Below are 13929 nucleotides of genomic sequence, written 5' to 3'. Positions count from 1 at the left end.
CAATCGTATTGCAGCAGGTTGATGATTTATTTTTTCAACCCTAACGATATAGTCCGATGGACATTCCAGTTTGGTTAACGATTCTTGCTGCCCTTGTTGGGGGCGGTATTGGCATATTAATTGGCCGTCAGACCATGGCGGGCGTTCGCGCAAAGCAAGAGAAAGAAGCCGAAGAGAAAGCAGCCGCCATTATTAAGAACGCTGAATTACAGGCAGAAACGATCAAAAAAGATCGGATTCTGGAAGCAAAAGAGAAGTATTTAAAACTGAAAACCGAATTTGAAGAGAATACGAATCAGAAAAGAAATATACTCCTCCAAAACGAAACAAAACTTAAGCAGCGCGAACAACAACTGACCCAACAGGCCGATCAGCAGCGCAACCGTGAAAACGAGTTGAACCAGCAGCGCAATGAACTTGGGCAGCAAAAAAACAGCCTCGCTCAACAGATCGAAGCCCTTAACAAACGGCGCGAAGATGTTGACAGACGGCAACAGGAAGCCGACCGGATGCTTGCCGATCAGGTAGCCCAACTCGAAAAAATTGCCGGTCTTTCGGCCGAGCAGGCACGTGACCAGCTCATCGAAAACCTGAAAGCTGAAGCCGAATCAAGGGCGTCTTCTTACGTCAAAAACATCGTTGAAGAAGCGAAACTGACCGCCACTAAAGAGGCCAAAAAGGTCGTTATCGAAACGATTCAGCGGACGGCTACCGAACACGCCATTGAGAACTGCGTATCCGTTTTCAACATCGAATCCGACGATGTAAAAGGAAAAGTGATTGGTCGGGAAGGCCGGAACATCCGCGCCCTCGAAGCCGCTACCGGTGTCGAAATCATTGTTGACGATACGCCCGAAGCCATTATCATTTCTGGCTTTGATCCCGTTCGGCGCGAAATTGCCCGTCTGTCGCTTCACCGCCTTGTGCAGGATGGCCGTATTCACCCCGCCCGAATCGAAGAGATTGTCGCTAAAACCCGCAAGAATATCGAAGACGAAATCGTCGAGATTGGCGAGCGGACGGTTATTGACCTGGGCATTCACGGTCTCCACCCCGAGTTGATCAAAATGGTTGGCCGAATGCGTTTCCGTTCCAGTTACGGGCAAAACCTGCTTCAGCACTCACGCGAGGTAGCCAAGCTTTGCGCGACAATGGCCGCCGAGCTGGGCCTCAACGCCAAGCTGGCCAAGCGCGCCGGGCTGCTTCACGATATCGGTAAAGTGTGGCACGAAGAAGCCGAACTGCCCCACGCCATCCTGGGTATGGAGCTTGCCAAGAAATACAAAGAGAACCCCGAGGTTATCAATGCCATTGGCGCTCACCACGACGAAATCGAGATGACGAGCATGATCTCGCCCATCGTTCAGGTGTGTGATGCTGTGTCTGGCTCACGGCCCGGTGCCCGTCGCGAAATGATGGAATCGTACATCAAGCGGCTGAAAGAATTGGAAGAGTTAGCCGGTAACTTCCCCGGTGTTACCAAATGTTACGCCATTCAGGCCGGTCGCGAACTCCGCATTATGGTCGATGCGGATCACGTTTCCGACGAGCGTGCCGGTATTTTGTCGTATGAGATTTCGCAGAAGATTGAGAAAGAGATGCAGTATCCCGGCCAGATCAAAGTAACGGTCATTCGGGAAATGCGGGCCGTGGCCTACGCCAAATAGTTTGAGGATAGGAACGCAGATAGAACAGATTCAGAGGATTTGAACAGAGTAAGATCAGTTTCAAGCCGCACAATCTGTCCCATCTGCGTTCCTGTCATTTTACACGTGTTGGACTTAAACCAAATGGATTTCCTAACCACCGTTTTATTATTGCTCGTGGGCGCGGGCGGGGGCGTTGCGCTGGCCAATGCCTTACGCAAGCGTACCGGAATAACCGATGTCCGACGTGACTCGGTCATTCTGCTGGAGCGCATCGAGAAAGTATTCAAGGTGGTTATGGCCGAAGGTTATTTTTCGGAGATCTACAACTACCAGGATCAAAAGAAGATACTGTATCTGTTGAACGACCCCAAGAAAGCGATGGTCATTGCCAAGTCGAAGGTGCTGGTGGGGTTCGACTTTGCGAAAGTCCGCTTCCGGGCACCCGACAATGACGACAAAAAATTAATCATCGAATCGTTTCCCGAACCCGAAGTACTATCCATTGATACCGATTATACCTTCTACGACATTCAATCGGGTATACTGAATCACTTTAGCGGTGGCGATTACACGCAGATTCTGGACGAAGCCAAACAGGCTATGAACGAGCGCGCCATGCAAAGCGACCTGCCCAAAATAGCCAACAATCAGATACAGTACATGATGTATCAACTGGCTAATTCCATGGGCTGGCAGCTGCAGCTGCCCGAAGCCGAACAGAAGACGTTAGACATGCTAAAGGCACAGGCCGAAGAAAAAGGGCAATCCGATAAACTATTGCGATCGGGTAGCTAATGCCCGGCTAACTTACTACGGTAAATGTGGTTATAGTCAAAAAGCCAGGCTCATGCGTGTTCAATACCTTCTTCTGTTTTTTTTGCCCCTCTTTGCCAGGGCCCAGGATAATACTGATGGCGGAGTGTTTTGTCAGATAGGAAAAATCCGGTACCTAGATCGGGTGGCAGCGAACCCCAAAGCCAGACTGGCCTACCCCGGCGATGCCTCCATCGATGTTACCTATTATGGCCTCGACCTGTGCCTGACCACAACACCGGCCAGCCTGAAGGGAGCGGCTACCCTTACGCTCAAGAGCACCACATCCGCCCTTTCCAGTTTCTTTCTGGACTTGAATTCAACGTCGGCCACCACAGGCGAAGGACTCCGGGTTGACTCGGTAAAAACCGGCAACCAGAAGCTTGCCTTTCAACATGCCCAGAACAAACTGACGATTACCCCTCCCCAACCACTGGCCAACGGGCAAGCCTTCACGCTGACGGTATTTTACCAGGGTGTTCCGAACAGCAGTGCCCAGGGCAGTTTTAAATTCGATCGACATGACACGACCACCGATCCGGTTATCTGGAGTTTAAGTGAGCCCTATGGCGCACCCGACTGGTTTCCGTGCCGGGATACACCTGCCGATAAAGCCGATTCATCATCGGTTCGTATTACGGCTCCTGCCCAGCTGGTGTCTGTTTCCAATGGAAAGCTTATCAGCACCACGACCAATGCCGACGGTACCCGCACCTTCCTGTGGCGCAACAGTTACCCCATTGCCCAATACCTGATTTCCATCGCCGTATCGAACTATTCGCAGTACGACACGCCGTTCACATCTGGCAATCAGACCATGCCTGTCACACATTACATTTACCCCGAAACATTACCGCAGGTGCAGGCCAATCTTACCCTGACCCCTACCCTTCTTCAACTGTTTACGAATCGATTTGGGCCTTATCCGTTTTTGCGGGAGAAGTACGGCCATGCTCAGTTTGCGGCCAACAACGGTGGCATGGAGCATCAAACAATTTCCTCCATGGAAGCCCGCGCCTTTACCCCTGCCGTAATTGCTCACGAACTGGCTCATCAATGGTTTGGCGATAAAATTACCTGTCGCGATTGGCAAAATATCTGGCTCAACGAAGGCTTCGCTTCCTATGCCGAAGCCGTTTATACTGAGTTTGCCAATGGTCAGGCAGGGTACCGAACAACCATGAACAGCTTTATGGCCAGCGCCCGTAATGCCCGAGGCTCCATTTATGTACAGGACATCAGTAATGTCAATAACATTTTTAACTCCAGTCGTACCTACGCCAAGGGGGCAACGGTTTTGCATATGCTTCGGGGCGTGGTGGGCGACAGCACCTTTTACCGCACCCTGCGCACCTATGCCGCTACGCCAGCCCTCGCTTATCAGACAGCGATAACTGAAGATTTTCAGGCCGTAGCCGAGCAGGTTTCAGGCAAGAATCTGGCCTATTTCTTTAAGGAGTGGATTTATGGCGAAGGCTACCCAACCTATAAAGCAACGGTATCGCCGGGAGCTGCGGCTAATACAGCAACGGTAAGGCTGGAACAGCGAAACACAATCGCCACCAACCCTGGTTCATTTACCATGCCCATCCAGATGCGGGTACAATCAGCGGCTGGCGATACGACGGTCACGATCCTGAATGATCAGGCCGATCAGACGTTCACCTTACCCACGCGGGGAGCTGTGACCGGCTTAGTGATTGACCCGAACAACTGGATTCTGAAAACGGTAGAATCCGTTACGCTGTCGACTTCGGCTGTTGTAACGGCCATTACGGAACCCGCCCTGGGTAACCTACGCGTATACCCAAATCCAACCTCAGAAACACTTCTCGTTGATTTTTCTATGTCGACCCGTGGATCGGCGGGATTATCATTGACCAACCTACTGGGTCAGCGTGTCAAGACCATTCAGGAGCCAACACTTCCGGCGGGCGATCATACCCGAACGTTTAGCCTGCGGGGTTTGCCAGCCGGGCGCTACACCGTGACGCTCGAAACAAAAGACGGCCAGCAGAGCCGGATAGTTGTAGTGCATTGAGCGCTATTGAGCGCTTTTCTACATATAAAAAAGTAGTAGCTCTCATCCTGTTTATTGTTCCTGTACTCTTCTGTGACACCGTTTTCGGACAGGATATTGGCGTTACCCGCCACAATCATCTATCAATTCATGTTAAGGATGTGCCGACAAGCGCGGCTTTTTACCGGGATGTGATTGGCCTGAGGTCCATTCCTATACCCGAAAATCTGAAAGCGATTCGGGCCTGGTTTGATCTGGAAAACGGCCGGCAAATTCACTTGCTGGATGGACAAAGCGAACAGCACACACGACAAAAACGGTAGCCATTCTGCCTTGTTTGTCGAAGACATCAATAAAGCTGAACAGTACTTGAAAACAAAGAACTTACCCTATCACCGACAAGTTCGTTTCGATGGTATCGTTCAGATTTACTTCTCTGACATGGATGGGTATCTCTTTGAATTGGATGAGGACAAGAAACAATTGACGGCAAATTGAGCCATTTCAAGAATTAGTTAAGCTTTTTTGAGGTAGTAACTTTTCACTAAGCCACTACCTCAAAAAACCAGTAGTGGCCTAACATTTACTGGCTGGTTTGGTTTGGTTAGTAGGACTTACCAGCCTGTTCACTAGTTGATCAGGCCACTCTTATACAATTCCCTTCTAGCTTTATGAAAGTACCAGACTCAACGCACAGCGTAGGCAAGAATGCCACTTTATCAACACAATCTACTCTATCTACCTACTCTCATAAGTCGGTATTCGATTCAACATTAAGCGATGTCGCCGATTTGATTTGCTTCTCGCATTTACGCTGGAACTTTGTATACCAACGTCCGCAACATTTACTGGGGCGTGCTGCCAAGAATTATAGAGTTTGGTTTATTGAAGAACCTATCTGGGGAGATAGCCTGCACATGAGCCGTTGTCAGCAAACCGATCGTCTCACGGTGCTCGTACCCCATTTGCCTCATGGTACAAGTCCTGAGGAAGCCCTTGGCCTTCAGCGGCAGCTTCTCGATGAGTTTATAGCCACTGAACGTATAAATTCTTTTATTGCCTGGTACTATACACCCATGGCTCTCTTGTTCAGCGACCATTTACAACCAGCGCTGACCGTATATGACTGCATGGATGAATTGTCTGCCTTTTGGGGCGCCCCTGCCCAATTACTGGATCAGGAAAAGCGATTGATTCAACGGGCGGGCGTTATGTTCACAGGGGGCTATAGCCTGTATGAGGCCAAGCGCAATCGTCACCCGCACGTGTTTGCATTTCCAAGCAGCATTGACTTTGCCCATTTTTCCCTGGCCCGGCAGCCGCAGCCAGACCCGGCTGATCAACGGTCGCTGCCAAACCCCCGAATTGGTTTTAGTGGTGTGATCGATGAGCGATTCGACTACCAACTTCTGGGAGAGCTAGCGCAACGCCGTCCGGAGTGGCAGTTTATCTTACTGGGGCCCATTGTAAAAATTGATCAGGCTTTACTTCCAAAGAACGCCAATGTTCACTATCTGGGCATGAAAGCGTATAAAGATCTACCGGCTTATTTCAGCAACTGGGACGCAGCCATACTACCCTTTGCTCTGAACGATTCAACGCGTTTTATTAGTCCAACAAAAACGCCAGAATATCTGGCAGCTGGCCTGCCCGTTGTATCAACGCCAATCCGGGATGTTATTCGCATGTACGGGTCGAAAGATTTTGTGCAGATTGCTGATACGGCACAGGCGTTTGAGAAAGCAATTGAACAAGCTTTAGCTTCCCGCAACTCAGGCAGCTGGTCAGACATTGACGCATTCCTGAACGAAAACTCCTGGGATCACACCTGGAACGAGATGAACCGCCTGATGAAAGCACAAATGAGTGTAATGGTGGAGCAGTAAAAGAGTCGGTAAGTCAGTAAGTCAGTAAGTCGGTAAGTCAGTAAGTGGCTGGCGCAAAACCAACACTCGTGCGTCAGCTACTGACTGACTTACTGACTTACTGACTTACTGACTTACTGACTTACTGACTTACCGACTTACTGACTTACCGACTTACTGACTTACCGACTTACTGACTTACCGACTCTTTCACTCCCCTCTCGGAGCGACCATGACAACATCCTCTTTCTCGACTAAGACCTGGCCTTCAGCCAGGCCTTTTGGTTTACGAACGTATTTTTTAGGGGTTACGATAACCGGGCATAAACTATCTGTCCGTCGTTTGGAGTACCATGCAGCCAATTCAGCTGCCCGTTCGATAACAGTTTTAGGAAACGTTTTTCCTGCCTGGTACTTAATGATTACATGCGAGCCCGACACATCGCGGGCGTGGAGCCAGAGGTCATCTTTGTAAGTGTATCGTTGGGTGAGCAGGTCATTATTTTTCGCATTCCGACCTATTAATATACGGAAGCCTTCATGAATAACCTCTTTAAACAAGGCAGCCACTTCACCCGTGCTGGCCAGCACATCTTCTCCCAGTAAATTGTGCTGTTTAATGTATCTACGCAGCTCTTTCAGGGATTTAATTGCTTCCAAGTCTACTTTCTGCTGACTTATCCGAACCAACTCAGCTTCCCGGGCAGCGATCTGGTCGCTCAGGTGCTGCTCTTCAATTTTCTCATTTTTAGCTTTCCGGTAATAATTTTCAGCGTTCTTCTGAGGGCTTAGATCAGACTTGAGCTTGATGTCGATAGGTTGATCGCGATAGAAATCGTATAGGGATAACCGTTCAGGTGACTTAAGACCGGGGCTGGACGGGATCTCGTGTAGATTAGCCATAATGATATGGCCAATTTCTTCATGGCTGGCCCCCTCGTCCCGCATCATAAGCCGCTGTAGCGATATGTCAATCTGGGCTTCGGCTCGTTTTCGGCGTTTTTCTATCAATCGCAGAAGATTGGACTTTTCCAGCTCGAACGTTGATAGCCCATTAAACGCAATAAAAAACCGGTTCGTGGCTTCAATGGGATCCGTAAATTTCCGTTGTGGCGGTTGTTCCGGTGAGTCAGCAAAGGGTAATAAACTCAGTGTTGGCTTGTGATCCAGCTGCAATAGGTAATAATGCGGTTGGTCTAGTTGATGCAATGCTTCCTGAATAACTGGCCATTCAGCTTCTCTTCCTTTCTCAATACCCCTCTCAAGCAGCCGTTCGTCGATCCATCTGTTCACCACTTTGCCAAACGTTGGAAAAACCTTTCGCCGGTCGAAATGTGCTTGTTTGAAGGCGTCAAACGACTGGTTGATGGGCCGATCAAAACTGTCCAGCTGAAGTGCTTCATCGGTTGCCAGCTGACGGTTAAACAGGTCAATTACCTCATTGCCACGAAAAGCCAGTAAATTGGGTCGGTTACCAAAAAATTTAAAGACCAGCGTCAAATCACCCTCCAGGCTGATAGCCAGACATCGTTCGTTCAAAAACGACCGCACACCAGTAACTACCCGACCATTGCCATCCTCGTCCAGTACAGTATCAAACAGATTTACACTATTTGTCCGGGCACGCTGTACCGTCTCGGGGAAGAGTAAACCGGAAAAGTCGGGGCGGAGTGTCGCTTTGATGTAGAATGGCCTGTAATAATTGATTTTCCCTTTAGCCTGAGCAAAGATCAAAACGACTTCATCACGATCCTGGCTGAAGCATTCCATAAAACGAAGTCCCGGGGCATACTCATTCGTCTCTACAGAATTCTGGGTATAACTACTTAATAGATGTAATTCCAGAGCGGGTGCCAGCTGCTTCAGGAAGTAATAGTTAGTATGCATAATAGCTCAAAAGTACGTCAGGAATCACTTAGACTGCCTAGTTAATATGCAGTTAATGATATGTAAATTATACTCATAAATTTTATAATTAAATTGATTTTTATGCAATATACGAAAAGTTAACTTGTTGATTAACAATCATTTAACTTTCGAAAAAATATAACTATTTCATTATTTAATAATCTTTTATCATTGTATACATAGTATAATTATTAAGATTTCTTTTTGAAATATAATTTAATCGACATAATATTGATGCGTTTAACTAAATATAAAACCAACCTAATCTTCATGAAAGCATTGTTCTACAGGTTTCTGCAGACCGCTTTTCTGGGCGCAGTATTACTGCTCTGGGGCCTAACAGCCACTGCCCAAGACCGTCGTGTGACGGGTAAAATTACGGGTACCGATGGCGCAGTACCCGGTGCCAACGTTGTTCTGAAAGGAACACAAACCGGTACTGCGACAGATGCGAACGGCGATTTCTCGCTGAATATCCGGGGAGCCAACCCAGTACTGGTCGTATCGGCCATTGGCTTTAAAACCCAGGAAATCACTGTTGGCAACCGCACTTCCATTAGCTTAAAGCTCGAAGACGATGCGACTGCGCTGAACGAGGTAATCGTAACGGGTTATACTACGGACAGTAAGCGCGACAATACAGGCGCCGTTTCGACGGTGAAAGCCCGTGCGCTAACCGCCGTACCTTCAGGTAACGTTGAGCAACAGCTACAGGGCCGCGTTTCTGGTTTAACAGTTATCACAAATGGACAACCCGGAACGGCTAGTCAGGTGCGGATTCGTGGATTTGGTGCCTTTGGTGGTAACGAGCCTTTGTACGTAGTTGATGGTGTACCTGTTAGTTCTACTAACTTTTTGGCTCCTGACGACATTGAGACCACGACGGTACTGAAAGACGCAGCTTCGGCCTCTATTTATGGAGCACGTGCCGCTAACGGTGTAATTGTTTACACCACGAAAAAAGGGTCGAAGACGGCTAAGCGCCTGAGCATTAGTTATGATGGCCAATATGGTGTAACGGATCCGGGTAAAGGCCCTAACAACCTGAACCCAACCGAGTTCGCCGATTGGACCTGGCAGCAGTACCGGAACACCGCGTTCCAAAACGGCACCACGCCTATTTACAGCCACCCGCAGTTTGGCACAGGCAGCTCTCCTGTCATCCCTGATTATATCAATGTTGGGGGCCGGGCCGGTGTTGTAGGTTCTGTTGACCTTGCGGCTGAAAGACTCAAATACAATGTTGATCCTACAGCTGGTGCTATTTATCAGGTAGTACGCGCTAACAAAGAAGGCACCGACTGGTTCAAAGCCATCACACGTCAGGCCGCCCTTCAGCGCCATTCGCTGGGCTTTTCAGGCGGCAGCGAGAACAGCCGTTTCTACATTGGTATGAGCGCGCAAACCCAGCAGGGTATTTTGCTTGAAAATGATTTCAAACGCTACACCTTCCGGGCTAATAGTGAGTTTAACCTCTCGAAGCGTGTTCGTGTTGGCGAAAACATTCAATTCACCTATCTGTCTATTCGCGGTCAGGGTGGTGCTGCCGGTGGTCAGGGTGTTGCTGCGGATGAAAATGACTTCAACTTAGCCTACCGTATGCCTTCCATCATTCCGATCTATGACGAATTTGGTGGCTATGCCGGTACAGCTGCAAAAGGCTTTAACAACCCTCGTAACCCGGTAGCCAGCCGTCAGGGACAGGCTAACAACAACAACTTCAGCATCAATGGTTTTGGCAACGTCTATGCCGAATATGAGCCAATTGATGGATTGACGCTGCGTACCAGCCTTGGTGGCCAGATCAACAACAACTATGGTGTAGGTTATGGCCGTATCCAGTACGAGAACTCCGAAAACAACTCAGCTACGAGCTATAACGAAAATGCCAGCTACGGATACTCGTATGTATTTACCAATACCGCTAACTACAAGCGTCAGTTTGGTTTGCATAAACTCGATCTGTTAGTCGGCCAGGAAGCCCTTAACACAGGCGTAGGTCGTAATATCTCAGGTAACGGACAAAATCCATTTTCGTTCGATCCTAACTTCATCACGCTGAACACGGTATCCTCAACGGGTCGTACAGTAGGTAGTGGTTATGGTCTGGGCGTTAATTTCTACTCGCTCTTTGGCCGGGCCAACTACTCGTTCAATGACAAATATATTGTAACAGGTCTGGTTCGGAGAGATGGTTCAAGCCGCTTTGGTGCTCAAAACCGTTATGGTGTGTTCCCGGCTGGTTCGGTGGCCTGGCGTATCTCGGCTGAAGAGTTCATGAAAAACCTGCCGTGGGTTAGCGACCTGAAAATCCGGGGTGGTTATGGTATCATGGGTAACTCTAACAACGTGGACCCAAACAACCAGTTTAACCTGTACACCGCCAACCTGGGTAACTCAGCCTACGACATCAACGGTAGCAACTCCAGCACTGTAGACGGTTATTATCGGTCACGTATCGGTAACCCCACAGCCAAATGGGAGAGCTCCATTACGACCAACATTGGTTTAGATGGTACGTTCTTCAACGGCAAGCTGGATGTTATTTTAGACCTTTGGCAAAAAGATACGAAAGACTTGCTCTTTCCTGTGCCGATTCCTGACGTAATTGGTAACTACGCAGCTGCCCCATCTGTAAACATTGGGCAGATGAGAAACAAAGGTATTGACCTTCAGATTATCAACAGAGGAAAGCTTGGCGGTGAAGTAGGCTATGAAGTCAACGTAACAGCCAGTGTTTTAAGTAATAAGATCGTCTATCTGGCTCCCGGCCTGACGTACCTGACTACTGTAAACCCAGGTTTCCGTGGTATCAACCCAATCCGGAACCAGTTGGGCTACTCTATCTCGTCCTTCTACGGGTACCAGACAATGGGTCTGTTCCAGAGTAAAGAAGAAGTTGCTGCTGCTCCCAAACAGGATGGTGCAGCTCCGGGTCGTTTCCGTTTTGCCGATATTAATGGCGATGGCAAAATTGATGCTGATGACCGGACGTTCCTGGGTAGCCCGGTGCCTAAATTCACGGGTGGCCTGAACCTGCGGTTTACGTACAAAGGCTTCGATGTTGAAACCTATGCCTATACCTCAATTGGCAACAAAATCTTCAATGTCTCGAAGTGGTTCACGGACTTCTACCCATCATTTGCCGGTGCGGCTATCAGTGCCCGTGTGAAAGAGTCGTGGGTACCAACCAATCCGAATCCAAACGCAACTGTACCCATTTTCGAATCGGCGGCTAACTTTAGCACCAATGGACAGTCGAACTCTTACTACGTAGAAGATGGTTCGTACTTCCGGTTACAGAACTTCTCGATCGGTTATAATTTCCCAGCATCGCTTCTAAATCGCCTGAAGCTACAGCGCGTTCGGGTATTTGCTTCAACCAATAACCTGTTGACGATTACCAAATACTCGGGTATAGATCCAGGTGTAGGTGGTAACGCTGATACTAACTTCGGTATCGATGTAGGTAACTACCCCTTAACACGGCAGTTCACAGGCGGTTTGAGCATTGGCTTCTAATCAAAAACATCAAATGAATCTTAAAAAACAAATTCTCATTCTTGGCTCTACCGCAGCGATATCGCTGGTGGGAGTTGCCTGTAAGGATACCTTTCTGGAGGTACCCGTAACGGGGCAATTGAGTGTTGCCCAGCTTAATACCAAAGCAGCCATTGAAGGTTCGCTGGTATCTGTTTACTCGCTGCTTAATGGCCGGGGAGACCGGAATGCTTCGTTTGCCAACTGGGTTTGGGGTGGCATGCGCGGTGGCGATGCCAATAAAGGCACCGACTTTGGCGATGGTACGAACTTTGTACCTATCCAGCGCTTCGAGACAATCCCAACGGGTGATGTTGCCGGTACATGGGCTCGGAAATACGAAGGTATTTCCCGCGCGAATACAACCCTGCGGCTATTGGCTACCGCTGGCTCCGATGTATCTGCCGCCGACAAAATCCGTATCACTGCTGAAACACGCTTTCTACGCGGTCTCTACTACTTCGATCTGAAGCGGCTCTATAACATGGCTCCGTATATTGATGAAACGGTAGATTATGGATCCGGTATCGAAAAAGTACCTAATAACACGGATCTGTGGCCAAAAATTGAAGCCGACATTAAATTTGCCTATGACAACCTCCCCGAAACACAATCGGCGGTGGGCCGGGTAAATAAATGGGCTGCTGCTGCACAATTGGCGAAGACGTATTTGTATCAGAAAAAATTCACAGATGCGAAAACCTTGCTTGACCTTGTCATTGCCAATGGCAAAACGTCTAACGGTAAGAAATACGGTCTGGTAGCCAAGTACGCTGACCTGTACAGAGCCACCAATGACAACAACGAGGAATCAGTGTTCGCGATTCAGGCAGCTGCCAATACCGGCAGTGTCAACAATGCGAACCCGGAGTTCGACCTGAACTACCCTTATAACACCGGTCCGAACGGCCCAGGAAACTGCTGCGGCTTCAATCAGCCAAGCTTCGAGTATGTAAACTCGTTCCGTACTGACGCCAATGGATTACCTTTACTCGATAACTCGTACAACACCGGTGCCAACCAGGTGAAAAACGATATGAATATCCTGAGTAAAGATCCATTCACGCCTGACGCTGGTAACCTCGATCCTCGACTCGACCATGCTGTAGGTCGGCGTGGTATTCCATACCTCGATTGGATGGATCACCCAGGTGCCGACTGGATTCGTTTGCAAACGAGCGGTGGCCCTTACTCACCTAAGAAGTTCACTTACTACAAGTCAGACCGTGGTTCGCTGCAAGACAATAGCTCTTGGACACCAGGCTATACGGCGCTTAACTTCCCCCTTATTCGTTTTGCCGACGTATTGCTGATGGCTGCTGAAGCCGAAATTGAGGTGGGTTCATTGTCAAAAGCACGTGACTATGTAAACATGGTACGGAAGCGGGCTGCCAATCCAGATGGCTTTGTAAAGCGGGCCGATGGAACGCCAGCGGCTAAATACGTGATCACGGAGTATCCAGCTTCGGTATTTGCCTCTAAAGCATCTGCGACAACGGCACTTCGTTTCGAGCGTCGTTTAGAGTTGGGCGACGAAGGTCACCGTTTCTTCGACCTCGTACGTTGGGGAGTTGCTGCCCCTGTGCTGAACGCATACCTCCAGTATGAAGGTGCTGCGGCAAGGCTTCCAACAGCCCTGGGAGGAGCCGTCTTCACAGCCGGTCAGGATGAATATCTGCCTATTCCACAGGCACAAATCGATATTCAGGGCAAAGATATCCTGAAGCAAAACCCCGGTTACTAAGTCAATCACTTAGCTAACCAAGTCTAATAAAAGCCCGATCTGCTGTGCAGATCGGGCTTTTATGTTTAAAACAATTCATTCGCCCATGGGTTAAAAGTCTACTCAACAAATAGATAAAGTCATGGCAAATCACAAAACCACAGACCAGCCGGGTTCAAAGGATTTACAGGCAAATCACGAACGAACCCGCAACTACGAAGCTCACGACACCGCTAAGGATCGCCCGCAGGGTGAACGGTCAATGTCTAATTCAGACAAGAGTGTACAGCGAGAAGAAGAGAATCACGATGTTGAAGCAAAAGGCGTAAACGAACTTGCCGACGAACGCGGAGGACACGGCCACTCAGGTCATAGCAATAGTCGGAATGGCAGCCGTAAATAACAGTAGAA

Annotated in this window: 10 protein-coding genes; 9 read left to right on the top strand and 1 reads right to left on the bottom strand. The window is 48.9% G+C overall.

The features are described 5' to 3' along the window. Positions 1-56 precede the first annotated feature (56 nt). From rny to ACYVK4_RS27855, 6 genes are all read left to right on the top strand, one after another. Positions 57-1667, top strand: coding sequence for a ribonuclease Y (gene rny / locus ACYVK4_RS27880; RefSeq protein ID WP_461130857.1), 1611 nt, complete (start codon positions 57-59; stop codon positions 1665-1667). A gap of 123 nt (positions 1668-1790) precedes the next feature. After that, complete coding sequence (locus tag ACYVK4_RS27875) at positions 1791-2444, top strand: DUF4230 domain-containing protein (protein ID WP_461130856.1); 654 nt, start codon at positions 1791-1793, stop codon at positions 2442-2444. 52 nt (positions 2445-2496) lie between these two features. Next, a complete protein-coding gene (locus tag ACYVK4_RS27870) occupies positions 2497-4503 on the top strand; it encodes a M1 family aminopeptidase (RefSeq protein ID WP_461130855.1) in 2007 nt (668 codons plus the stop codon). Beyond that, positions 4500-4805 (top strand): VOC family protein, encoded by a 306-nt coding sequence (locus ACYVK4_RS27865; RefSeq protein WP_461130854.1) that lies wholly within the window; start codon positions 4500-4502, stop codon positions 4803-4805. The genes ACYVK4_RS27870 and ACYVK4_RS27865 overlap by 4 nt, the downstream gene beginning before the upstream one ends. Before the next feature lie 46 nt (positions 4806-4851). Then, positions 4852-4980 carry a hypothetical protein gene (locus tag ACYVK4_RS27860; RefSeq protein WP_461130853.1) on the top strand — a complete coding sequence of 43 codons (129 nt, stop codon included), beginning with the start codon at positions 4852-4854 and terminating at the stop codon, positions 4978-4980. A 173-nt stretch (positions 4981-5153) separates the two neighbouring features. Continuing rightward, positions 5154-6368, top strand: a complete 1215-nt coding sequence (locus tag ACYVK4_RS27855) for a glycosyltransferase family 1 protein (RefSeq protein ID WP_461130852.1) — start codon at positions 5154-5156, stop codon at positions 6366-6368. Positions 6369-6557: 189 nt separating this feature from the next. Here the strand turns inward: ACYVK4_RS27855 and ACYVK4_RS27850 are convergent, their stop codons facing one another. Then, positions 6558-8234, bottom strand: coding sequence for an NFACT RNA binding domain-containing protein (locus tag ACYVK4_RS27850; protein WP_461130851.1), 1677 nt, complete (start codon positions 8232-8234; stop codon positions 6558-6560). A gap of 291 nt (positions 8235-8525) precedes the next feature. Between ACYVK4_RS27850 and ACYVK4_RS27845 the strand changes: the two genes are divergently transcribed. From ACYVK4_RS27845 to ACYVK4_RS27835, 3 genes are all read left to right on the top strand, one after another. Further along, positions 8526-11777, top strand: coding sequence for a SusC/RagA family TonB-linked outer membrane protein (locus ACYVK4_RS27845; protein WP_461130850.1), 3252 nt, complete (start codon positions 8526-8528; stop codon positions 11775-11777). A gap of 13 nt (positions 11778-11790) precedes the next feature. Continuing rightward, entirely contained in the window at positions 11791-13539 is a 1749-nt protein-coding gene (locus tag ACYVK4_RS27840) for a RagB/SusD family nutrient uptake outer membrane protein (RefSeq protein WP_461130849.1), read from the top strand. Positions 13540-13660: 121 nt separating this feature from the next. After that, positions 13661-13921, top strand: a complete 261-nt coding sequence (locus ACYVK4_RS27835; RefSeq protein WP_461130848.1) for a hypothetical protein — start codon at positions 13661-13663, stop codon at positions 13919-13921. Positions 13922-13929: the final 8 nt, after the last annotated feature.

The sequence above is a fragment of the Spirosoma aerophilum genome (assembly GCF_054782495.1).
The sequence above is the reverse complement of the archived record's forward strand: the minus strand, read 5'-3'. Positions and strand labels throughout refer to the sequence as shown.

Coding starts and splice junctions, on each gene's coding strand:
- ACYVK4_RS27835 (WP_461130848.1), top strand. CDS start 13,661: ATGGCAAATCACAAAACCACAGACCAGCCGGGTTCAAAGGATTTACAG.
- ACYVK4_RS27845 (WP_461130850.1), top strand. CDS start 8,526: ATGAAAGCATTGTTCTACAGGTTTCTGCAGACCGCTTTTCTGGGCGCA.
- ACYVK4_RS27875 (WP_461130856.1), top strand. CDS start 1,791: ATGGATTTCCTAACCACCGTTTTATTATTGCTCGTGGGCGCGGGCGGG.
- ACYVK4_RS27850 (WP_461130851.1), bottom strand. CDS start 8,234: ATGCATACTAACTATTACTTCCTGAAGCAGCTGGCACCCGCTCTGGAA.
- ACYVK4_RS27855 (WP_461130852.1), top strand. CDS start 5,154: ATGAAAGTACCAGACTCAACGCACAGCGTAGGCAAGAATGCCACTTTA.
- rny (WP_461130857.1), top strand. CDS start 57: ATGGACATTCCAGTTTGGTTAACGATTCTTGCTGCCCTTGTTGGGGGC.
- ACYVK4_RS27870 (WP_461130855.1), top strand. CDS start 2,497: ATGCGTGTTCAATACCTTCTTCTGTTTTTTTTGCCCCTCTTTGCCAGG.
- ACYVK4_RS27840 (WP_461130849.1), top strand. CDS start 11,791: ATGAATCTTAAAAAACAAATTCTCATTCTTGGCTCTACCGCAGCGATA.